This is a genomic window from Pseudoxanthomonas sp. CCNWLY206-1 (genome assembly GCF_039710385.1).
Classification (GTDB): domain Bacteria; phylum Pseudomonadota; class Gammaproteobacteria; order Xanthomonadales; family Xanthomonadaceae; genus Pseudoxanthomonas_A.
In genome coordinates this window covers 699,688-719,193 of record NZ_JBDKXI010000002.1, presented here as the reverse complement: position 1 = coordinate 719,193, position 19,506 = coordinate 699,688, and the positions used below count along the sequence as shown (strand labels likewise).

The following is a 19,506-nucleotide window of genomic DNA, read 5'->3' as shown; positions in this document are numbered from 1 at the left end:
TCTAGCCGCAGATGGATTTCGCTTTACCTAAACCCACAATTAAACGTTATCTGCAGATGCGATAGCGTATGGTGTCGCCCCGGATTCTCGCGAGGTCGGCACAGGAATGAAAGGTTTTCCACGCGCCATTGCGGCCGGGCTGGACGGACTCTCGGCGGCGCGCTTCTTCGATGCATATGGAACGGCCAAGCCAACCATCCCTGTCGGCAAGCGGGAAGCGGCCGCATGAAGTCCGGCCGCCTGCTGCCCCTGATCGTCGCCTGTGCCTTGTTTATCGAGAACATGGACTCGACCGTCATCTCGACATCGTTGCCGGCCATCGCCAAGGATCTGGCGACCGATCCGATCGCATTGAAGCTCGCCCTGACCACGTATCTGCTTGCGTTGGCGGTCTTCATTCCCATAAGCGGCTGGGTCGCCGACCGCTTCGGCGCGCGGCCGACCTTCATGACCGCGATCAGCGTGTTCCTGCTGGGGTCGATCGGCTGCGCCGCCAGCAATTCGCTGGAAACCATGGTCGCCGCACGCTTCCTGCAAGGCATGGGCGGCGCGATGATGGTGCCGGTGGGGCGTTTGGTGTTGTTACGCACGGTACCGAAGAACGAGTTGGTGCAGGCGCTGAGCTGGCTGACCATTCCGGCGCTGGTCGGTCCGGTGGTCGGACCGCCGCTGGGTGGCTTCATCACCACGTACTTTGACTGGCGCTGGATCTTCCTGATCAATATTCCGATGGGCCTGCTCGGTATCGTGCTGGCCAAGCGATTCATTCCGGACTTGCGCGAACCAACGCCGCCGCTGGATTGGAGGGGCTTCGCATTGGCGGGTTTCGGCCTGGCATTGGCCATGTTCGGCTTCTCCACCATGGGCAGGCACCTGGTGTCGACACCATTGGCAGTTGGTTCCTTGCTGGTCGGGGTGGGGGCGCTGCTCGGTTATGTGTGGCATGCGCGCCGGCATCCGCATCCTTTGCTCGACCTGGGTTTGTTCCGGCTGCCGACCTACCGTGCCGGTGTGCTTGGTGGCTCGCTGTTCCGCATCGGTATCGGTGCCATCCCTTTTCTGCTGCCGTTGATGCTGCAACTGGGCTTCGGCCTGAGTCCCGTGCAATCGGGCTTGTTGACCTTCGTATCCGCGCTCGGCGCGATGTTCATGAAGACGATCGCCGCCAACGTGCTGCGTCGCTTCGGTTTCCGCAACGTACTGGTGTTCAACGCACTGATCGCGTCGGTGCTGCTGTGCTGTTTCGGCCTGTTTCGCCCGCAGACACCGCACGTCTTCATCATCGCTACCCTGCTGGTCAGCGGTTGCTTCCGCTCGCTGCAGTTCACCAGCTTGAACGCCATCAGCTATGCCGAGGTGGATTCGCCGAAGATGGGGCAGGCCAGCAGCCTGGCCGGCATGATGCAGCAGCTGTCGTTGAGCATGGGCGTGGCGGTAGGTGGGTACGTCCTGGAAATCGCCGGCATCCTCGGTGGCCGGCCGTCGACCGATGTACACAATTTCTATATCGCGTTCGTGGTGGTCGGCGTGATATCAGCCAGTTCCGCCTGGATGATGTCGCGATTGCCGCGCGACGCGGGAGCGGAGATGTCCGGCCGTGCCGAGACCGGCAAGGAAATCGCCGAGCCGAAGGTGGAGCAGCGGCCGGCGACGTGAGTTGGAGCCATTTTCTTGCCGAAGCGTCTTTAAGCGGCTGCTCCCTATCGCCTGCCGTTGCGACGGCCTCATTGCCATTAACTGAGCGCTATCGCGAGGCGCAGCTCCGCTCTACGAGTACGGCTAAATACCTCTCGCATCGGCATAGACAATCCAAGCCCCGCAAACCAGCACGAAATAAGCCAATCCACCCAGCGAAATAATCTGCGAGCGGCGCAGCTCCGGGCGCCGCTGTCCCACGGTCACGGCGTAGGACAGTAGCCCGAATTTACTGATACTGCGTCCTTCAGCCACCGCGTGCTCCACGAGCAACATGAAGTGGTGCATGGCGTAGGCGAACGGGAGAAAGAGAACGGCAACCGCGGTCGCTACGACGACTGTGATGGGAAGACCCGATGGAACAGTACCGAACGCCTTCGTAAGCACGGGCTGCACATCGGGCGAGAATGTGGAACCAACGATAAGTGCGTAGATCAGTGCTGGCACGGCGTAGCTTGCTTTGCTTTTCTGGGTCATGGATGAGGTTCATCTCGTGCTGGTTGAGGGAGCCGCGTGTAGCGCGGCTCCGAATTAAGTCGATCCACAACGGCGTCAGATAACCGGCTAGACCGCATTCGGGCCAACGGGAGAAAACCTGCGGATCGCATGGCCATCAACCAGGACGTCCTCGCAAAACATCGCGTACGGCCGAACCCAAAGCTCGCTATCGCCGTAGAGCGCCTTGTAGACGACCACAGCCTCGAGTGTTTCGCTGTGGCGCGCGATGACAAGCACCTCGTAGTCATTGCCCTTGTAGTGCCTGTAGCGGCCGGGAGCAAGGTCAGGAAGGGGAGGAAGTTGGGACATCGGACCATCCTACTTTGGGACGTTAGGCTTGAATCAGGCGGATAGTGCAGGTTCGACCTGGATCAAAGGCTGAGCGAGCTAGTCGACGACATTGAGCGTGATCTTCGCGCCGTCTGGAAGATCCTTGATCTGCAGGGCGATATGGCCTGAGGCGGAGATCAACTCGCGAAGCGGGATGGAGGCAAGATTATCACCGCCGTACTCGCCACCCAGTGTGCCCGGAATCTTGAAACAGTATTTGAATCCGGGCGGTAGCGCACCCAGGCGCTCCCGCGCTTGTTGCACCAGCTCCTCCATATACCAGTCCTGCAAGAACGCTTGATCATGCGAGAGCTGGTCCAGTTCGGCTCTGGAGCTGGCGATGATCTTGCAGTACAGATCTTCAGGGCACAGGCGCCAATAGTTGCCCGCCTTGTCCTTGATCATCAGATTGCCGAATTCATTGTCTCCGACGATCTGGTCCGGTTTAAGTCCGGTCCAACCCCAGGCGTCTTCAACGATTGCGATCAGTTCCACCGGAGAAGCTTGCGCAGCTCATCGTCGGAGTAGATGCGCACGTCGCTGATCTGCTTCGTATTGCCGGGTGCGAACGTGTCGTCAAAATGGATCATAGGCCCATAGGCAGTGCCCTTGAACTCGCCGAAGCTGGACAGGCTTACCAAGATCGTCAGGCGGTAGCCGTTGCCCTTGTAGAACGTAGTGCCCCCGTCGCTTGGCAGCGGTTCGTTGTTATCGATCCTGGCGTGGATCGGCTTCTTGCCCTCAACCACGGCCCGGAAATCTTCAGAGGCCTCTTGAATGGTTTGCCGGTGCTCCGGCGGAAGCGCCGAAAGATCGACCCCGATAAAAGGTCCGGACGCAAGGTCCGAAGAGGGCGAACGCTGGGAGCAGGCAGTAAGTGGGGATGTCACGATGAGCACCTAGAATACAGACAGCGAAGCAATAGCCTCGAATAAGCCGCGCCAGGAGTGGCGTCGGCTTGAAAGGATACTAGGCTGCTTCAACACAGCCACCCGGCTTGAGCACTCGTTCCGACGAGGGCGGGTACTTGACCAACAGGCGCGCAGGCCGAATGGGACGGGGGCTGAAGTTGCCGCCACAGTTTGGGCAGGCACCGTGAAGAACCGATTGCGCGCAGGATAGGCAGAACGTGCACTCAAACGTGCAAATCATTGCCTCGGTGGAATCAGGAGGGAGATCCTTGTCGCAGCATTCGCAGTTGGGACGAAGTTGCAGCATATGTTTTCACCATTTTCGGGAAGGCCGGAGGCCCGCCAGGACTTCAGCAAGTAGCTTCTCGGAACCGGTGCCAGCTTGATCGGACGTCAGACACTAACTGATCGTCGGAGGAAAACCGGTAGATCCGTGGCGGGTGGAAAGACATCGAGGTGATAAAGCATGTCCGCCACGTGACCGCGATGATACGTCGTGTGATTGACGACATGCAGAATAATATCCTCGCGTGACATGGTGCCGGTACCGCCGCCAATGAACTCGAATTCCACTACTTCACCGAGTTGGTCGCGGGACAAGGAATCAGCATAGTCGACGTACCAACTATCTAGCCGATACTGGGAAGCCATCAAGTCCTGAATGCCTGGATGGTCGATAGGATTGCGAGTGGTCAGGCCATGCGGTCTACCCAGCAGATGGGACTGCCACACGAAATCCATTGAGTAGGAATGATTGAGCGTGCGGATGAGGCTGCCGAAGTAAATGGGGCGTGGAGCAATCAGTTCTGACTCGGGGAGGCCGGCAACGACAGGCAGGAAAACTTCGTCTGCCCAAGCCTTGTAGCGAGTAAGGGTTTGTACCGAGTTCACTTGACGCTCCATTGCCTCGAAATGATCGAGCAGTCTGAGCTGAAAACCAGCTTTCGCCCGAATGATGGTCAGACCGATGATGCGCTGATCCGCGTGGCACTAAAGCTGCCACAGGCCGTGATCATTGCCGCCCTGAAGATAGATGGCGAATATTCCATGGCCGGGTATTTCCATGGGTGGATGAGCGATCTTGCCGCCAGCCTGAATCACAGCGGCAGCAGCCGCTTCGATATCTTTCACCAACCAATAGGGCCTCACCACCGGCTCTTCGGTTTCGCGCAAGGGTGCACGTACTCCCACCAGCCCGCCGCCCGCCAGCGGGGCAGTTCTTGCGTTGCCGAGTCCAGCGTCGGGCTCGCCGAACTTCACTCCGTTCGCCGATGCATACGCGGCGCATACCGCGTCCACTTCCTTCGTCACTATTTCAAGATATTGAATTTTCATGGCGTCCTCTCTGTGTCGGTTTCGAGTACTGCATGATGCGGATCTAGGGGTTTGAATGAGACATCGGTTGATGTATCACCCAACGGGAATGCATGGCATCAACTACCCAGTGGCTTGCTCATCGAAGTGCATCTTCGGTGATCCGAACGTGCGCGTCGGTGACGTGAATGCCGTACTTCTCCAGATCTTCCAGGCAGTCGTTAACGTCAACACCTGGCGTCGGCACATCTTTCTGCAATTCGATCGCCTTGAACGCTGTCCACGGAGCGTACTTGGGGGGAAGGTTGGTTCCTTCCGGATCGGCCGTGAAGGCGAATACACGGCCTGGGCCTTTGAACATGTTTACCCGCATATTGCGCATCCTTTGAGATCGATCGGGCCGGAGCGAGTCTTCTCGCCAAGCAGCTTCGGTGGGAACAAACTATTAGGCGGCACCTAGCAGGCTCTGACCACAGCCGCCGGATCGCCGAGTTCCAGGTTGAGATCCACTGCTGCCTTGACCAAGTTTCTAGCCTTTGCCACGGAGATCTTGTCATTCTCGACGAAGACATTCGCCAGCTCGTACTTGCCGCTGGGCTTCAGCCGCTCATCAATATCCCGCAGTCGCTTGCCACGCCAGAAGCCAAACAGTACGCGTGTTTCCTCGGCACGGATAAGTAGTACAGGACCGTTGCAGAAATAGACTAGATGTCCCCACTTGATCCGCTCCTCAAGACTCCCCGCGGAAAGCGTGGCGCGCCGCAGATCCTCAACAAGAGGTTTGCGCCAGCTGGTGAGAGTAGCAACGTACGCGTCGGGTGAGTCTGCGGGAATCGACTTCTTCATGAGTGCAGCTTGATACCTGAACTAAGTCGAGTAGAAAAGTGGGGCCGGCTTGAATGGATTGCGAAGCTGTATGCCGGATAATTCAACGCTTGCATGGAGCTTGCTCGAGGGATCGGCAGGCGAGGGGTGGAGAACGAGGTTACTAGGTTTTCAGAGCGCAAGGATTGACCCTGCTTGCCTTTTGACCTGAGGTTCTATTTACAGCACCTATGTGCTACCGGGAGAACTGCGAGCCTTCAAGGAGCCCATCGCCTTCTGCAACGTAGGTTCGCGGATGGCAATTGTCTTGCGGCACGGTGATCTAGCGCCACCGTTCTGTCCTCCGGATGAAGGCAACGGAATCTCCTCATGGACAGCAAGTCGGCCCGTAGAGTTTGGTGCGGATGAGATACCAAGCCGCTGGCGCCTACTTATTGAAATCCGCTCGGATTTGCCATCGGAAGCTTAGAACAAGTCCAGTGATGCCGAGCGGCACGCACACGATCCAAGCAATGGTTTCATCAGGTATGAGCGTAAAAACAAGCCAACAAAGCGCGGCAGTGACCGCGACGCCGACATAGAGGCGCCAGGATAGGAGGAGATCGCCAAGTTCGAGCAAGTCCAGGAGTGCCATTGGATTTCCCCTGTGGAGTGTCTGCACTAAGCCGATCCACGAAGCGGATTCGGCCGGGATGAACTACTAGGTTGCGACCCGCCAGACCCAGCGCATGACGATCTCCCCATCTGTATCGGACATCACGCCTTCTGGCAGGAAGCCCAGGCGGGTGACCACCTGGGACGAAGCGGCATTGCTCGGAAGTATATGAGCGACGACTTCCTGGACCAGGCCACTTGATGCCGCCAGTTGAAGCAGCTGGCCAATAGCCTGCGTTGCGACCCCTCGACCTCGCTCCGCGCGGGCGACACCATAGCTGATTTCCACGCTGCCGTTGACCGGTGCCGTTTTGAACCCGCATGCGCCCAGTACGGTTGAGCGCGAGGCGGAAATAATCAGGAACGGAACGCACCAGAAAATGGGAGTGCCGAGGTCGAGCTGCGCCAATGCACGAGCGACCGTCTTGGAAGGCGGTAGCGCGCCCTCGGAAACTTGCAGTGTCTCGGATTCCACCGGCTCGGAAGCAGCCAGGCGGCGAAGGTCGGACACGCTTATGTGGATGAGTTGAACGGCGTCCGGTTCTACTAATCGCGACATAGTGATTTTCAACCTGATGCCGATTGAATGATCTGTCAGCTTCCGACCGGCATGGTGCGGCTGCTGAGCTCGTAAATGTATGCATCCACCTGCGTGCCGTCCGCGAGTTTGGCCGAGGTAAGCGTCCGCTCGTATTCGTCGCCCTCCAACTGGTCCAGGCGGGGCCAATGCGCGGCCAGCTCGTTTGAGCTGAAGACCAGTCCGTGAATCTCATCGCCGCGCTCGTCCAAGGTGATGCCGGGAAAGCCAATGGCCGCTCCCCAGCCTGCTTGTCGGAGCGTGCCTCTCACGGAGGCCGGCTCCCAGTTGCCGGGCACATTGGCGAGCACGTGCTCGTTGGGCTTGCCGGGAGCGAGCGATCCATAGACAAAAAGCCGATCGATCACGGTCTTCGCCCGGACGGCTGGGTTCGATCTGGATGGGCTATGGCTCTCGGCTGCGCTCATGCTCAGCCGCGGCCGACGATCTTGGTGATCTGGCCATCGCCAAACCAGAATTCCGACTCGCCTTGCAGATCAAGGACAGTCCCGGCCGATGGCCCGTTGGGAATGTCCGCGGCGAGCCGGCCGCGATAAGCGATGCTTGCAATGGCCGTACCCTGGCCGAGCTTCAACTCCGTGATGCGCTGTTCGCGTTCCGAAAACAAAACCTTGGACTGATTGGCAAGTTGTCTGAACTCATCAACGCCGGTCGCGGCCGCGGTGAGCTCACCACCAGAATAGTTCTCGAAGCGGATGTCAGGAGACAGCAGCGCCAGCATGCCGTCAACGCCAAAGGAGTTGTACGCGCCAAAATAGCGGTCTATCAGCTCTTTTGGGGTTGAGTTGCTCATGATTTTTTCCAAGCACAGGTAGCGCCCGCGCCAAGCCGGTCCGTGGAGCGGCTTGGCTTGCGTGGTCTTCTTCACTGAACTGATCGAACGGGTAAGCCTTGGTCGTCAAGCACCATATGAATCTCCGCAGTCTTCAGTGAAGGACCGGGTCCTGCTTTGCGGGCGTGCCAATCCTCAAAGGTGGCGTATTTCCGCAGGGGTATCCCACCAACTATTGTCTCGACCGTTGGTGTACCTGACGGGCGCGGCAATAAGTTCGTCCGGCGTCACGTCGTCCAGCGATGCGACCTGGATGGACACATAATGGCCGCCGATCTGCTCGACATAGCCGCGGCCGAACGGGCGTATGCCGCAGTGGCGGCAGAACAGATGCTGGCCGCTCTTGGTGCCGAATTCGTAGCCGCTAAGATCTGCTTCGCCCTGGAGCAAGCGGAACGCTTCCGGCTTGATGATGGCGGACCAGTTCCTGCTCTTGGTGCAAATCGAACAATTGCACTTGCCGGTCCCGGCGCTCAAATCGATGTCCGCCTCGAAACGGACGGCGCCGCAGTGACAACTTCCGGTGTATGTCTTCAGCATGTTTGCATCAACCTCCTCTGGTATGGGACGACAGGGATGAAAGCGGGAGCCGTATTCTCGATATCGGTGCTTCGGGTAGGAGCGCCGTCTCGGCGCGAGCTTTTGCTTTGTCGATCGGCGCGAGGAAGAGCTCGCGGCGGGACGCCGCTCCTGCAGAGGCAGACGAACAACCGACAGAGGCAAAACGAACAACCGAGCAGGGCGCCGAATACGCCCGGCCCCAGGAAGAATCAACAAAATATAGGTGCTTAGACATGGCCTTAGCCAAGCCTCATCCTTCCCAGGCCGGCAGCTTCGGTTTCACCGCCACATTTTTCAACGCCACATAATTCGGCAGTCCATCGCGCCCGTAGGGCGGATAGGCTTCGCCGCGGATCAGTGGCTCAAGATACTTACGGGCGGCAGGAGTGATGCCGTAACCATCCTTTCGGATGAAGCCGTTGGGCATTTTCTTTTCGTGATTGGCCACTTTGGTCAGCTGCGCGGCTTCGATCTTCCAGCGGTACGGTGCGTCGGAACTGCGGACGATGACCGGCATCACCGAGTTCTGTCCTTTCAATGCGAACTGCACGGCGGCCTTGCCGACTGCTTGTGCCTGTTCCCAGTCGGTCTTGGAGGCGATATGACGGGCCGAGCGCTGCAGATAGTCGGGCAGGGTCCAGTGCACTTTCATGCCGAGTTCGTTCTTGACGCGGCCGGCCAGATAAGACGCAACGCCACCCAGTTGCGTGTGTCCGAACGAATCCTTGCCACCGCCGGCATCGGCGACGAAGCGACCGTCGGCGTACTGGATGCCTTCACTGGCCACCACGACGCACCAGCCCACTTTGTCGACCACTTTCTTGACTTGCGCGAGGAACGCGGGCTCGTCGTACGGACGCTCCGGGAACAGGATCAGGTGCGGTGCCTGTTCCGGGGTTTGCCCGGCCAGCCCGGCAGCGGCCGCCAGCCAGCCGGCATGCCGGCCCATGGCTTCGTACACGAATACCTTGGTCGAGGTCTCCGCCATGGCCGCCACGTCCAGCGCCGCTTCCCGCACCGACACCGCGGTGTATTTGGCGGCCGAGCCGAAGCCGGGGCAGGTGTCGGTGACGGCCAGGTCGTTATCCACCGTCTTGGGCACGCCGATGCAGGTCAGTGGATAGTCGAAGGCCGCCGCTAGCTGCGACACCTTCAGCGCGGTGTCGGCGGAGTCGTTGCCGCCGTTGTAAAGGAAATAGCGCACGTTATGCGCCTTGAACACCTCCAGCAGGCGCTCGTACTTGGCCCGGTCCGCTTCCAGCGATTTCAGCTTGACCCGGCAGGAACCAAACGCACCGCCCGGGGTATGCGCCAGGGCGCGGATGGCGGCCGGTGATTCCTTGGATGTGTCGATAAGTTCCTCACGCAGGGCCCCTAGAATGCCGTTGCGGGCCGCCAGCACCTTGATCTTGCGGGCCCGGGCCTCGGTGATGACGGCGGACGCGGTGGCGTTGATGACAGCGGTGACACCGCCGGACTGGGCATAAAGCAAGGTACCTTCGACCATAGTGGGTTCGATCCGAATAGGGGGGATGCGGTAAGCTTCACATATATGACGCGGTGCAGCGTGGGCGTGGCGTGAGCCAGAACGCCGCCGGCCGCCAGCAGAATTCTAGTTCAGGAGTTACACGATGCGATTGGTTCTACTGGGCCCACCCGGGTCGGGCAAGGGCACTCAGGCGACGCGGCTGAAGGAATATCTGCAGGTTCCCCATATTTCCACCGGTGATTTGCTGCGTGCCGAAGTGGCCGCCGGCAGTCCGCTGGGCGTGCAGGCCAAGGAAGTGATGGCGCGAGGCAACTTGGTCTCCGACGAGATCCTGCTGGGCATGCTGGAATCGCGCTTCAGCCGCCCGGATACCAAAAACGGTTTCATCCTGGATGGATATCCGCGCAACCTCGCCCAGGCCGATGCATTGGGCGTGCTGCTGAAGAAGATCGGCCAGCCGATGGACTATGCCGTCCAGTTGGAAGTACCCACTGAACTGCTGGTGGAACGCATCGCCGGCCGTGCCGCCGCGGAAGGCCGCGCCGATGACACCCCCGAATCCGTTCGCACGCGCTTGAAGGTCTACAACGATCAGACCGCACCGGTGATCGAGTACTACCGCCAGCATGGCCAGCTCACCGTGGTAAATGGCGTCGGCAGCCTGGATGACGTGTTCAATCGTCTGATCGAAGCGCTTTCGCCCGCCAAGGAAGTGGGCTGATTGTGAAGCTGGGAATGGAGAATGGGGAATGGGGAATAGAAGGTCCCGATGATCTGCGGCGTCAGCGCATGACGAATGGCCCACAGCCAGAAGCAGCAAAAAGCCCGGATTCCACCATTCCCTATTCCCGACTCCCCATTCCCGGCCCTCAATGAAACTCCACATCCTAGGCATCGCCGGCACTTTCATGGGCGGCGTGGCGGCGCTGGCGCGCGAGTTGGGGCATGTGGTCGAGGGCAGCGACCAGGCCATCTATCCGCCTATGTCCACGCAGTTGGAAACGCTGGGCATTGCGTTGGCGCAGGGCTATCTGCCGGAAAATATTTCCGCCGATTGCGATGAGATCGTCATCGGCAACGCGTTGTCGCGAGGCAATGCCGCGGTGGAAACCGTGCTGGACGCCGGTCGCAAGTACACTTCTGGCGCGCAATGGCTGTCCGAATGCGTGCTACCCGGCCGCGAGACACTGGCTGTCGCCGGTACTCACGGCAAGACCACCACCAGCACTATCCTCACTTATCTGCTGCAAGTGGCTGGGCGCGAGCCGGGGTTCCTGATCGGTGGCGTGGCGGAGGATTTCGGTGTGTCCGCGCGTCTGGGTAAGGGCCGGGAGTTTGTGGTCGAGGCCGACGAGTACGACACCGCATTCTTCGACAAACGCAGCAAGTTTGTTCACTACCGTCCACTGGTCGCGATTCTCAACAATCTGGAATACGACCACGCTGACATCTTTCCGGACGTGGCCGCGATCCAGCGCCAGTTTCATCACCTGGTCCGCACGGTGCCTAGCCGCGGTCGCCTGATCGTCAATGGCGAGGACGAACGCCTGGACGAGGTGCTGGCGATGGGTTGCTGGACGCCGGTGGAGCGCTTCGGGTTTCAGAACAGCGCGGACGATGCTGCGCTAACGTGGAGCGCGCGCCTGATCAACGACGACGGCAGCGCGTTCGCGGTATTCCACAATGGAAATCTGGTAGGCGAAGTGCAATGGCCGTTGCTCGGCAAGCACAACGTGCTCAACGGGTTGGCGGCGCTGGCGGCGGCGAACGCCGTTGGCGTGGACATCGCGGCGGTCATTCCCGCGCTGGCTGACTTCCGCAGTGTGAAGCGCCGCCTGGAAGTCATTGGCCGGTTCGACGACGTCACGGTGTACGACGATTTTGCCCATCACCCCACCGCCATCCGCACCACGCTGGAAGGCCTGCGCGCCAAGGTCGGCACCAAGCGCATCATCGTGGCGATGGAGCCACGTAGTAACTCGATGCGTTTGGGTGCACATTCCGAAGCCCTCGCGCCATCGTTCCAGGATGCAGATGCGGTGGTGTTCCTGCATCGACCGGAATTGCCATGGGATGCTGGCAAGGTGGTGACAGCGATCCGCGGCGATGCGCGCACCGTGCCGGATGTGGAGGCGTTGATCGCCACGCTGAAATCCATCGTGGCACCCGGCGATCATGTCGTCTTCATGTCCAACGGCGGCTTCGATGGCGCGCCTGGAAAATTCCTGGGTGCTCTGCAGGCAGTCCAGTAGACCCTGAGGGGCTGGTTTTCCGGATCGCGGATAACCGGTTATCGCGTTCGCGGCAAGCACGGGATGGATATAGCGGAACATCTGCCGGAGATATTCGCTGCAGCGCCGCAAATATCGGGGCACCCGAAAGCCCAAGCCCACTGTATTGGCGACCATTGTCTTGCCGGCTGCGACGCAGCTCCAGCATGACTGGGTCGAGTCATCGACGTTGTCCTGTTTTCAACGTAATTACCGTGCGTGGTGGCGCTTCTGTGGAAAGGATAGAGTCGGGACAAGTACGAACTCTCGTACTTGCCCATTCTTCCCAAAGAGGTTCTCCATGCAGAAGCTTGCCCAGGCCATTGGATTGGTCATTGGTACGTTCGTCTTCGCTGGTTCGGCACAGGCGGCGACCTATGTCGTCACCGCCAACTCGAACAACTTCACTACCCAGCTTGCAAGCAAGGTTGAAAGTGCAGGTGGCCGCATCGTTTCCCTCTTGCCCCAGATCGGGGTGGCCATCGTCGAATCGGATAATCCGAATTTCGCCAGGTCGGCAGGCAAGATCCCGGCAGTTCGTTCGGCCGTGAAGGACGTTGTCATCCCATTCGATCTGGGTGAAGCCAAGCAGCAGGACATACAGGCGGATTTCGCCAATCCACCGGCCTCCGGCGACAACGACGCGTTCTTCGACTTCCAATGGGGTCATGCCGCCATCGATGCGGCAGGTGCTTGGAATGCAGGCTATCGCGGCGCCGGCGCGACCGTCGCAGTCCTGGATTCGGGCGTGTACTGCGCACACGTCGATATTGTCCCCAATCTCAACGTGGCCAAGTCGGCGTCGTTTGTCGAAGGCCAGACGTATTGCAACACCAGCGGCAGCACCCACGGTACTCACACCATGGGTACCATCGGCGCCGCGGATAACGGCGTTGGAACCATCGGAGTCTCGCCTGCCGCCGAGTTGATCGCGGTCAAGGTGCTCGACCCGGTGACGGGTTCCGGCAGTTTCGCCGCGATCATCCAGGCCATCGTCTATGCCGCCGATGCGGGCGCCGACGTGATCAACATGAGTCTGGGCGTCCGCGAAGGCTTGTCTGTTGGCGGCAAGGAAGTGGCCGAGCTGGTCAATGCCACCGCCCGCGCCACGCGCTACGCCTATCAGCAAAACGTCACGGTAGTGGCTTCCGCAGGCAACGACGGGCGCGATCTCGATCACGACAGCGGGCGTGTCTGCGACAACGATGGCGTGTGCAGCACGGTGAACCTGCGTTCCTTTCCTGGCCAGTTGCCAGGCGTGCTCACCATCAGTGCGCTGGGCCCCATCGCGTGGCTGAAAGACCCCTTCAATACGGACTTCGATGTGCGTGCCAGCTATAGCAACTACGGCCAATCGGCCATCGACCTTGGCGCACCTGGCGGCAACTTCGACTATCCGGGCGAAGAGAACTGCACGTTCAAGGGAATCACCCGGCCATGCTGGGTCTGGGACATGGTGTTCAGCACCACCTCGGGTACCGGTGGCTATGGCTGGTCCGCCGGCACCAGCATGGCCGCGCCTCACGTTTCCGGCGTCGCTGCGCTGATTATCGGGAAACATGGTGGAGAGCTGTCTCCCTCTGAAGTTGCGCGGATACTGCGGGCTTCCGCCGACGATCTGGGCAAGTCGGGCAACGACGACACCTACGGTGCCGGCCGTATCAATGCGCGCAAGGCAGTGAGTAACTGAGAACGCTTTGTAGCGACAGGCGGCCGTCCACGGACGGCCGCTTTTTTTGTGTCCAAGATGGAAGCTGAATTCGGACGATCCGCGTCGTCACCGACTCGCATGAGGGACGCGTTTGGTCGGGAAGGCAGGTCGCCGTGACGGAGGGCCACGATGGCTTCCAGCAAGCCGATCACACGCCTATTCGTAGAAGAGGCTTTAGACTCTTCGCATGCATTCCCACGAAAGCCTTCCATTGTTTCCGTTGCATACCGTACTGCTGCCGGGCGCAGCGCTGGGGTTGCGTGTATTCGAACGCCGTTATCTGGATCTGGTCCGCGATTGCGGGCGCAGCGGTACGGGCTTCGGGGTTTGTTTGATCCTGGAGGGAGGAGAAGTCGGCCGGCCCGCCACGCCCGCAGCGTTCGGCACCGAAGCGGTGATCGAAGATTTCGATACGGGCGCCGATGGATTGTTGGCGCTGCGCCTGCGTGGACGCCGGCGCTTTCATGTGACCCGCACACGGGTACGCGATAACGGGTTGGTGATCGGCGATGTGGAGTGGCGGCAGCCCGATCCGGACGAAGAATTGCGACCCGAGCACGCACTGCTCAGCATCTTGCTGCAAACCATGCTCGACCATATCGATGGCGACCAGGCCAAGTTGTCGCCGCAACTGTTCGACAACGCGGCCTGGGTAGGTTGGCGGCTGGCGGAACTTCTGCCGATTACCGCGGAACAGCGTTTGAGCGTATTGCAAGAAGATGATCCGCATGAGCGGCTGGACCGCTTGTTGGCGTTGATCGTGTAATGCGGCCTACCTTTGTGGGAGCGCCGTCCCGGCGCGAGCTTTTGCTTTATCGCCGAAAGAGCTCGCGGCGGGACGCCGCTCCTACAACAGCAAAATCCTTCAACGAAAAAGGCCCACAAAGGCAAGGCTGTCGTAGAGCCGAGCTTGCTCGGCTGCTCTTCGACCGGTGCTAGACGGCCTCATCGCGACTCACCCGTGCCGACATGCCGGCACGACTTCTACGAGGTCACTGGGATGTGGGCGCGACGCGTATCCGCAGCACCGGCAACTCCGATTGTGGATGAGGTGCCCGCTGGTGTTCCAGTTCGCCGGTCGCTTGGGCCACCGCCTGCAATGCCGCGTCGGCTTCACGCAATGGCCGCCAAACACTGATCAGTCCGACCGCGCGCTGGCGTTGCAGGACTTGCGCGCTGCCGATCCACAGCGGGACGTTGCCGGGCTGCAGTTGCGTATGCGCGGTCCACAGGCGCAGGACGAAGGTTTCGCCAGGCTGTACGCCTTCGCGCAGCATCAGCAGGCTTTCGGCGCGGGTATCCAGGGTAGCGGGTAGTACCGGCAGTTCGGTGTCCGGCAGATCGTTATCCAGCAGATTCAGCGCTTCTTCCCAGCCGGCCTGTTCCTGGGAACGCCAGCCAGCCGCTTCCAACTTGGCGCGCAATGGTGCCAATGGCCCCGCCACTTGTACGTCCAGCGGCCAACGCTGTTCGTCGTCGAAATCGTTGCGTCGCGCGGGCTGTAGCGCCCAGTCCCGCTGCCACCAATCGGCTATCGCCAACGACTGTTCCGTCACCGGCGCTTCGAACTGCGCCAGCATCGGTGCGACATTGCGCGGTGCGTGCCATAGCGCGGCGACGGTGAAGGCGCCATAGAACAGCCAGGCCAGCGGCTTCATCCAGAACGAACGCACCATGCGCCGGCGATAGGCGATGCCCAGTATCAGCAGCCACACCATGCCGAACAACATTCCGCCGATGATGTCGCTCAACCAGTGCGCGCCCAGGTAGATTCGCGCGAATCCGATCAGCGCCACCACGACGCCAGACACCAGGTACGGCCACACCCGTGTTCGGCCCGGCAATTCGCGCGCGATCAGCACGGCGAAAAAGCCGAAGGTGATCGTGGACATGGTGACCGCGATGGAAGGAAAGCCAAAGCCGCTGCTGACGCTCGGAGGTTTGGGGATATCGACCGAAGCACCCAGCCATGCGGTCAGCGCCAGACCGAACGCCAATGCCGCCAGCCAATGCGCCGCGGCCATCCAGCGCTTGCGCCAGCACAGGTACAGCAGCACCAGCAGCGAGGCGGGCGCCAGCACTTGTTCGTCGCCCAATGAGGCGATGGCGGCTAGCGGGTAATCAGCCAGCGGATTGCGCAGCGCCAGCATCAGTTCGTGCACCGCCAAGTCCATGCTCAGCGGTTCGCCATGGCCGATCACCAGGACCAGGAAGGCGAACCACACCCACACGATGGCCAGCAGTAGGATGCCAAGCAGCGCCAGTGGTACCGATTCGCGGCGCTTGGGATCGAACACGGCCCCGGAATAGCGGCCCAGCACCGGATGCGCGTGCGACCAGGCGATCGCGCGCGCCAGCAGCGCATCGGCGTGGTCGGCGAACCAGCGATAGGTGTACAGCACCCCGGCCCAGGCCAGCGCCAGCACCACCAGCAACAGTCCCACCACCAAGCCCAATCGGCCCGCGACCGCCGCGACCGCGTCGTACGCTTGGCCCAGCAGCCAACCCGGTGCCAGGAACAGGGCCGCCCACGACACCGCCGCAAGCCCGCTCGCCATGAAATAGCGTTTCAGCGGCATTTTCAGCATGCCGGCCACCGCGGGCACGAACGGCCGAATAGGCCCCACATAGCGCGCCACCAGAATGCTTTTCAGCGCGTTGCGACGAAACAGCAACTCGCCGCGGTCCAGCAGTTGTGGGTATTTGCGAAAAGGCCAATGACCGCGGAGCTGCGGCCCCCAGCGGTGGCCGACCCAATAGCTGGTGGCATCGCCGATCAACGCACCAATCGCCGCGCATATCAGCGCGTAAGGACCGTTGATTTCACCCAGGCCAATCAGTACGCCCACCGCGAACAACAGCGGCAATGCCGGCACGATGGTTCCCAAAATGATGACCGCGTCGCAAAACGCAATGGCGAAGATCACCACGCCGGCCGCGATCGGATGTGCGCTGATCCAGGCCAGCAGGGTGTCGAACCAGGAGGGATTCATCGAGGCAGATTATAGGCGGCGGTTCATGACCGCCGGCTACCTCCACGGAAGATGCTCCCAGGGGGCCGCGTAGAATGTCGCGGTGAATAACGATGCCATCGAAATCGCCGCCCTGAAGGCCGACAGCTTCGGACGTATCGCGCTGATGCGCGATGGCCGCGGCGTCTTCGTGCGCCGGGATCTGTCCGCATCGCCTTGGTGGTTGCGCTTTCCTGCTTGGCGGCTCGCGCGCCGGGAAGCGCTTGCCATCGCTCAGTTGAATGGCTTGGCGGATACGCCGCAATTGCTGGCCTGGGACGGCGTGCGGTTGGATCGGAGCTATATGGAAGGGGCGGCGATGTACCAGAGGCCGCCACGCGGCGACGTGGCGTACTTCCATGCTGCCCGCCGCCTGCTGCGGCAGGTGCATCAACGTGGCGTGGCCCACAACGATCTGGCCAAGGAAGCCAACTGGCTGGTACTGAGCGATGGCCGCCCCGCGCTGATCGATTTCCAACTGGCCGTGCGTGGCCGCCCCCGTTCGCGCTGGATGCGATTGCTGGCACGCGAGGACCTGCGTCACCTGCTGAAGCACAAACGCACCTACTGCCCCGAAGCGCTCACGCCGGTGGAACGGCGGCTGCTCAAACGCCATTCCTGGCTGCGCGACGTATGGTTTCGCACCGGTAAACCGGTGTACCGCTTCGTCACCCGCAAGCTGCTGAAATGGGAAGACAATGAAGGGCAAGGGCCGAAGCCGTGAGGAGCCGGGAATGGGGAATCGAGAGTCGGGAATCGAAAGAGCAGAACCGCTAGCGCGCATGGCGTATATGCGCGCGACAGGAAGGCGCTAAGCTCCTTCCATTCCCTATTCCCCATTTCCCCATTCCCATGACGTTAAAAGGCAAAACCCTCTTCATCACCGGCGCCTCGCGCGGTATCGGGCTGGCCATCGCGCTGCGGGCGGCGCGGGATGGTGCCAACGTAGTCATTGCCGCCAAGTCGGCGGTCCCCAATCCCAAGCTGCCGGGCACCATCCACACCGCGGCACACGCGGTCACGGCTGCGGGCGGGCAGGGGTTGGCGCTGAAGTGCGACATCCGGGAAGAAGACGACGTGCGCGCGGCGGTCGCGGCCACCGTGGATGCGTTTGGCGGCATCGACATTATGGTCAACAACGCCAGCGCCATTTGGCTGGCCGGCGTGCTGGATACGCCGATGAAGCGCTTCGACCTGATGAACCAGGTCAACGCCCGCGGTAGTTTCCTGTGCGCGCAAGCGTGCTTGCCGTATCTGTTGAAGGCACCCAACCCGCACATCCTGACGTTGGCGCCGCCGCCAACACTGGATCCCAAATGGTGGGCGCCGCATACCGGCTACACGCTGGCCAAGATGGGCATGAGCTTCGTGACACTCGGGCTGGCCGGTGAGTTTGGGCCACAAGGTGTCGCGGTCAATGCGCTGTGGCCGCGAACCATCATCGCGACGGACGCGTTGAACATGATTCCCGGCGTGGATATCCCGCGTTGCCGCAAGCCAGAGATCGTCGCCGACGCCGCGCATGCGGTGCTGAGCCGGCCCGCGGCGGGTTTCCATGGGCAGTTCCTGATCGACGAGGCGGTACTGCGCGAAGCCGGGGTAGAAGATTTTTCCTCCTACGCCGTTGATCCTTTGCAGCCGTTGTTGCCGGATCTGTTCCTGGAGGCGTGAGGCTGGACGGTGCACCGCACGCAATAGCCGCCGAATTCAAAGAGCGATTACTTCAGTGAGGTCAGTATGAAATACCTGCACGCCATGCTCCGGGTCCATGATCTGGAAGCCACCAGCCAATTTTTTACCGAAGGCTTGGGGCTGATGGAGACACGTCGCATGGAAAGTCCGGATGGAAGATTCACCCTGGTCTATTTCGGCGCACCCGCCAATCCGGAAGCGGAAATAGAACTGACCTATAACTGGCCCGCGGATGATGGAAAGCCTGCGGAAAACTACGGCAGCGCACGCAACTTCGGCCATCTGGCCTTCGAAGTGGACGACATCTATGCCATTTGCGCGCATCTGCAATCCATAGGTGTGCTCATCAACCGCCCGCCGCGGGACGGCCGCATGGCGTTTGTGCGCACGCCCGATCTGATATCAATAGAGCTGTTGCAAAAAGGCGAACGTTTGCCGCCACAGGAGCCTTGGCTTTCGATGCCGAATACGGGAAGCTGGTGAGCAGTCCTTTCCGCATAGGTGGCCGATGAGTCTTGCCCTGATCGTGATAGACGTCCAACGCGGGCTGTTCGATCCCGAGCCCCGCCCGGCGGAAGCCCAAGAAGTGATCGCACGCATCAACGCGCTGGCAACGCGCGCGCGCGCGGCCGACGCCCCGGTGATCTTCGTGCAGCACGAGCGCTCCGGCGATCTGGAACCCGATTCATCCGGCTGGGCGCTTCAAGATCAGTTGCAGGTCGAACCCGGAGATCACCGCATCCGCAAAACTACACCGGACTCATTCCTGCGCACCGGTCTGGAGGAAGTGCTGGCATTCTCCGGCGTGGATCAAGTGGTGATCTGCGGTTATGCCACCGAGTTCTGCGTCGATACCACCACACGCAGCGCAGCGGCGCATGGGTATGGCGTAGTCCTGGTGTCCGACGCGCACACCACCCACGACAAGCCGCATGCCAGCGCGGCGCAGATCCGAGAACACCACAATGCCACGCTGCCGGCGATCACCAGCTTTGGTCCGGTGATCCGTGCGCAGGCGGCGGCGGATATCGTCTTCTAGAGCTTTTGCTTTTGTAAGGTTTTTGCTTTTGTAGGAGCGGCGTCCCGCCGCGAGCTCTTTCCGTTAGATCGCGATA

At 60.8% G+C, this 19,506-nt stretch carries 24 protein-coding genes; 9 read left to right on the top strand and 15 right to left on the bottom strand.

Translation table 11 applies throughout. The features are described 5' to 3' along the window. The first annotated feature begins 225 nt into the window (after positions 1–225). Entirely contained in the window at positions 226–1,656 is a 1,431-nt protein-coding gene (locus AADW18_RS07400) for an MFS transporter (protein WP_337342705.1), read from the top strand. 123 nt (positions 1,657–1,779) lie between these two features. On the opposite strand, the gene AADW18_RS07395 is transcribed toward AADW18_RS07400, so the two are convergent. From AADW18_RS07395 to AADW18_RS07330, 14 genes are all read right to left on the bottom strand, one after another. Next, positions 1,780–2,172, bottom strand: a complete 393-nt coding sequence (locus tag AADW18_RS07395) for a hypothetical protein (RefSeq protein ID WP_337342704.1) — start codon at positions 2,170–2,172, stop codon at positions 1,780–1,782. An 87-nt stretch (positions 2,173–2,259) separates the two neighbouring features. Beyond that, positions 2,260–2,502, bottom strand: a complete 243-nt coding sequence (locus AADW18_RS07390; RefSeq protein ID WP_337342703.1) for a DUF1653 domain-containing protein — start codon at positions 2,500–2,502, stop codon at positions 2,260–2,262. 78 nt (positions 2,503–2,580) lie between these two features. Continuing rightward, positions 2,581–3,018, bottom strand: a complete 438-nt coding sequence (locus AADW18_RS07385) for a T6SS immunity protein Tdi1 domain-containing protein (RefSeq protein ID WP_337342702.1) — start codon at positions 3,016–3,018, stop codon at positions 2,581–2,583. Then, the gene (locus AADW18_RS07380) at positions 3,009–3,413 is read right to left on the bottom strand and encodes a hypothetical protein (RefSeq protein ID WP_337342701.1); all 405 of its coding nucleotides are present in this window, start codon (positions 3,411–3,413) and stop codon (positions 3,009–3,011) included. The genes AADW18_RS07385 and AADW18_RS07380 overlap by 10 nt, the downstream gene beginning before the upstream one ends. A gap of 79 nt (positions 3,414–3,492) precedes the next feature. Continuing rightward, positions 3,493–3,741, bottom strand: a complete 249-nt coding sequence (locus tag AADW18_RS07375; RefSeq protein ID WP_337342700.1) for a DUF1272 domain-containing protein — start codon at positions 3,739–3,741, stop codon at positions 3,493–3,495. Between the two features lie 86 nt (positions 3,742–3,827). Then, a complete protein-coding gene (locus AADW18_RS07370; RefSeq protein ID WP_337342699.1) occupies positions 3,828–4,325 on the bottom strand; it encodes a DinB family protein in 498 nt (165 codons plus the stop codon). Between the two features lie 99 nt (positions 4,326–4,424). Continuing rightward, positions 4,425–4,769 carry a hydroxylase gene (locus AADW18_RS07365; RefSeq protein ID WP_337342698.1) on the bottom strand — a complete coding sequence of 115 codons (345 nt, stop codon included), beginning with the start codon at positions 4,767–4,769 and terminating at the stop codon, positions 4,425–4,427. 118 nt (positions 4,770–4,887) lie between these two features. Then, on the bottom strand, positions 4,888–5,121 hold the full coding sequence (locus tag AADW18_RS07360) for a hypothetical protein (protein WP_337342697.1): 234 nt from the start codon (positions 5,119–5,121) through the stop codon (positions 4,888–4,890). An 83-nt stretch (positions 5,122–5,204) separates the two neighbouring features. Beyond that, the gene (locus AADW18_RS07355) at positions 5,205–5,594 is read right to left on the bottom strand and encodes a DUF1801 domain-containing protein (RefSeq protein ID WP_337342696.1); all 390 of its coding nucleotides are present in this window, start codon (positions 5,592–5,594) and stop codon (positions 5,205–5,207) included. Positions 5,595–6,273: 679 nt separating this feature from the next. Further along, complete coding sequence (locus tag AADW18_RS07350) at positions 6,274–6,786, bottom strand: GNAT family protein (RefSeq protein WP_337342695.1); 513 nt, start codon at positions 6,784–6,786, stop codon at positions 6,274–6,276. A gap of 35 nt (positions 6,787–6,821) precedes the next feature. After that, positions 6,822–7,232 (bottom strand): gamma-glutamylcyclotransferase family protein, encoded by a 411-nt coding sequence (locus AADW18_RS07345; protein WP_337342694.1) that lies wholly within the window; start codon positions 7,230–7,232, stop codon positions 6,822–6,824. Positions 7,233–7,234: 2 nt separating this feature from the next. Then, entirely contained in the window at positions 7,235–7,693 is a 459-nt protein-coding gene (locus AADW18_RS07340) for a nuclear transport factor 2 family protein (RefSeq protein ID WP_337342693.1), read from the bottom strand. A 99-nt stretch (positions 7,694–7,792) separates the two neighbouring features. After that, positions 7,793–8,197, bottom strand: a complete 405-nt coding sequence (locus AADW18_RS07335; RefSeq protein WP_337342692.1) for a GFA family protein — start codon at positions 8,195–8,197, stop codon at positions 7,793–7,795. A 271-nt stretch (positions 8,198–8,468) separates the two neighbouring features. Then, positions 8,469–9,725 (bottom strand): 6-phosphofructokinase, encoded by a 1,257-nt coding sequence (locus tag AADW18_RS07330; protein ID WP_337342691.1) that lies wholly within the window; start codon positions 9,723–9,725, stop codon positions 8,469–8,471. A gap of 124 nt (positions 9,726–9,849) precedes the next feature. Here AADW18_RS07330 and AADW18_RS07325 point away from each other — a divergent pair, with 124 nt between their 5' ends. The 4 genes from AADW18_RS07325 to AADW18_RS07310 all read left to right on the top strand — a co-directional run bounded on the left by AADW18_RS07325 (position 9,850) and on the right by AADW18_RS07310 (position 14,454). Next, positions 9,850–10,428, top strand: a complete 579-nt coding sequence (locus AADW18_RS07325) for an adenylate kinase (protein WP_337342690.1) — start codon at positions 9,850–9,852, stop codon at positions 10,426–10,428. A 151-nt stretch (positions 10,429–10,579) separates the two neighbouring features. Further along, complete coding sequence (mpl, locus tag AADW18_RS07320; protein WP_337342689.1) at positions 10,580–11,959, top strand: UDP-N-acetylmuramate:L-alanyl-gamma-D-glutamyl-meso-diaminopimelate ligase; 1,380 nt, start codon at positions 10,580–10,582, stop codon at positions 11,957–11,959. A 319-nt stretch (positions 11,960–12,278) separates the two neighbouring features. Continuing rightward, on the top strand, positions 12,279–13,667 hold the full coding sequence (locus AADW18_RS07315; RefSeq protein WP_337342688.1) for a S8 family serine peptidase: 1,389 nt from the start codon (positions 12,279–12,281) through the stop codon (positions 13,665–13,667). A gap of 208 nt (positions 13,668–13,875) precedes the next feature. After that, the gene (locus AADW18_RS07310; protein ID WP_337342687.1) at positions 13,876–14,454 is read left to right on the top strand and encodes an LON peptidase substrate-binding domain-containing protein; all 579 of its coding nucleotides are present in this window, start codon (positions 13,876–13,878) and stop codon (positions 14,452–14,454) included. Positions 14,455–14,680: 226 nt separating this feature from the next. Here AADW18_RS07310 and AADW18_RS07305 read toward each other — a convergent pair whose 3' ends face one another. Then, complete coding sequence (locus tag AADW18_RS07305) at positions 14,681–16,681, bottom strand: VTT domain-containing protein (protein WP_337342686.1); 2,001 nt, start codon at positions 16,679–16,681, stop codon at positions 14,681–14,683. A gap of 82 nt (positions 16,682–16,763) precedes the next feature. Between AADW18_RS07305 and AADW18_RS07300 the strand changes: the two genes are divergently transcribed. The 4 genes from AADW18_RS07300 to AADW18_RS07285 all read left to right on the top strand — a co-directional run bounded on the left by AADW18_RS07300 (position 16,764) and on the right by AADW18_RS07285 (position 19,430). Further along, positions 16,764–17,423: a serine/threonine protein kinase gene (locus AADW18_RS07300; protein ID WP_337342685.1), complete on the top strand. Its 660-nt coding sequence runs from the start codon at positions 16,764–16,766 to the stop codon at positions 17,421–17,423. Positions 17,424–17,551: 128 nt separating this feature from the next. Further along, on the top strand, positions 17,552–18,370 hold the full coding sequence (locus AADW18_RS07295; RefSeq protein ID WP_337342684.1) for an NAD(P)-dependent oxidoreductase: 819 nt from the start codon (positions 17,552–17,554) through the stop codon (positions 18,368–18,370). A gap of 66 nt (positions 18,371–18,436) precedes the next feature. Further along, positions 18,437–18,874 (top strand): VOC family protein, encoded by a 438-nt coding sequence (locus AADW18_RS07290; RefSeq protein ID WP_337342683.1) that lies wholly within the window; start codon positions 18,437–18,439, stop codon positions 18,872–18,874. A 25-nt stretch (positions 18,875–18,899) separates the two neighbouring features. Continuing rightward, complete coding sequence (locus AADW18_RS07285) at positions 18,900–19,430, top strand: cysteine hydrolase family protein (protein WP_337342682.1); 531 nt, start codon at positions 18,900–18,902, stop codon at positions 19,428–19,430. The last annotated feature ends 76 nt before the right edge of the window (positions 19,431–19,506 follow it).

What these genes read in the sequence shown, in the direction of transcription:
- AADW18_RS07400 (WP_337342705.1), top strand. Translation starts at nt 226, where the DNA reads ATGAAGTCCGGCCGCCTGCTGCCCCTGATCGTCGCCTGTGCCTTGTTT.
- AADW18_RS07395 (WP_337342704.1), bottom strand. Translation starts at nt 2,172, where the DNA reads ATGACCCAGAAAAGCAAAGCAAGCTACGCCGTGCCAGCACTGATCTAC.
- AADW18_RS07390 (WP_337342703.1), bottom strand. Translation starts at nt 2,502, where the DNA reads ATGTCCCAACTTCCTCCCCTTCCTGACCTTGCTCCCGGCCGCTACAGG.
- AADW18_RS07375 (WP_337342700.1), bottom strand. Translation starts at nt 3,741, where the DNA reads ATGCTGCAACTTCGTCCCAACTGCGAATGCTGCGACAAGGATCTCCCT.
- AADW18_RS07365 (WP_337342698.1), bottom strand. Translation starts at nt 4,769, where the DNA reads ATGAAAATTCAATATCTTGAAATAGTGACGAAGGAAGTGGACGCGGTA.
- AADW18_RS07360 (WP_337342697.1), bottom strand. Translation starts at nt 5,121, where the DNA reads ATGCGGGTAAACATGTTCAAAGGCCCAGGCCGTGTATTCGCCTTCACG.
- AADW18_RS07355 (WP_337342696.1), bottom strand. Translation starts at nt 5,594, where the DNA reads ATGAAGAAGTCGATTCCCGCAGACTCACCCGACGCGTACGTTGCTACT.
- AADW18_RS07350 (WP_337342695.1), bottom strand. Translation starts at nt 6,786, where the DNA reads ATGTCGCGATTAGTAGAACCGGACGCCGTTCAACTCATCCACATAAGC.
- AADW18_RS07345 (WP_337342694.1), bottom strand. Translation starts at nt 7,232, where the DNA reads ATGAGCGCAGCCGAGAGCCATAGCCCATCCAGATCGAACCCAGCCGTC.
- AADW18_RS07335 (WP_337342692.1), bottom strand. Translation starts at nt 8,197, where the DNA reads ATGCTGAAGACATACACCGGAAGTTGTCACTGCGGCGCCGTCCGTTTC.
- AADW18_RS07330 (WP_337342691.1), bottom strand. Translation starts at nt 9,725, where the DNA reads ATGGTCGAAGGTACCTTGCTTTATGCCCAGTCCGGCGGTGTCACCGCT.
- AADW18_RS07325 (WP_337342690.1), top strand. Translation starts at nt 9,850, where the DNA reads ATGCGATTGGTTCTACTGGGCCCACCCGGGTCGGGCAAGGGCACTCAG.
- mpl (WP_337342689.1), top strand. Translation starts at nt 10,580, where the DNA reads ATGAAACTCCACATCCTAGGCATCGCCGGCACTTTCATGGGCGGCGTG.
- AADW18_RS07315 (WP_337342688.1), top strand. Translation starts at nt 12,279, where the DNA reads ATGCAGAAGCTTGCCCAGGCCATTGGATTGGTCATTGGTACGTTCGTC.
- AADW18_RS07310 (WP_337342687.1), top strand. Translation starts at nt 13,876, where the DNA reads ATGCATTCCCACGAAAGCCTTCCATTGTTTCCGTTGCATACCGTACTG.
- AADW18_RS07305 (WP_337342686.1), bottom strand. Translation starts at nt 16,681, where the DNA reads ATGAATCCCTCCTGGTTCGACACCCTGCTGGCCTGGATCAGCGCACAT.
- AADW18_RS07295 (WP_337342684.1), top strand. Translation starts at nt 17,552, where the DNA reads ATGACGTTAAAAGGCAAAACCCTCTTCATCACCGGCGCCTCGCGCGGT.
- AADW18_RS07290 (WP_337342683.1), top strand. Translation starts at nt 18,437, where the DNA reads ATGAAATACCTGCACGCCATGCTCCGGGTCCATGATCTGGAAGCCACC.
- AADW18_RS07285 (WP_337342682.1), top strand. Translation starts at nt 18,900, where the DNA reads ATGAGTCTTGCCCTGATCGTGATAGACGTCCAACGCGGGCTGTTCGAT.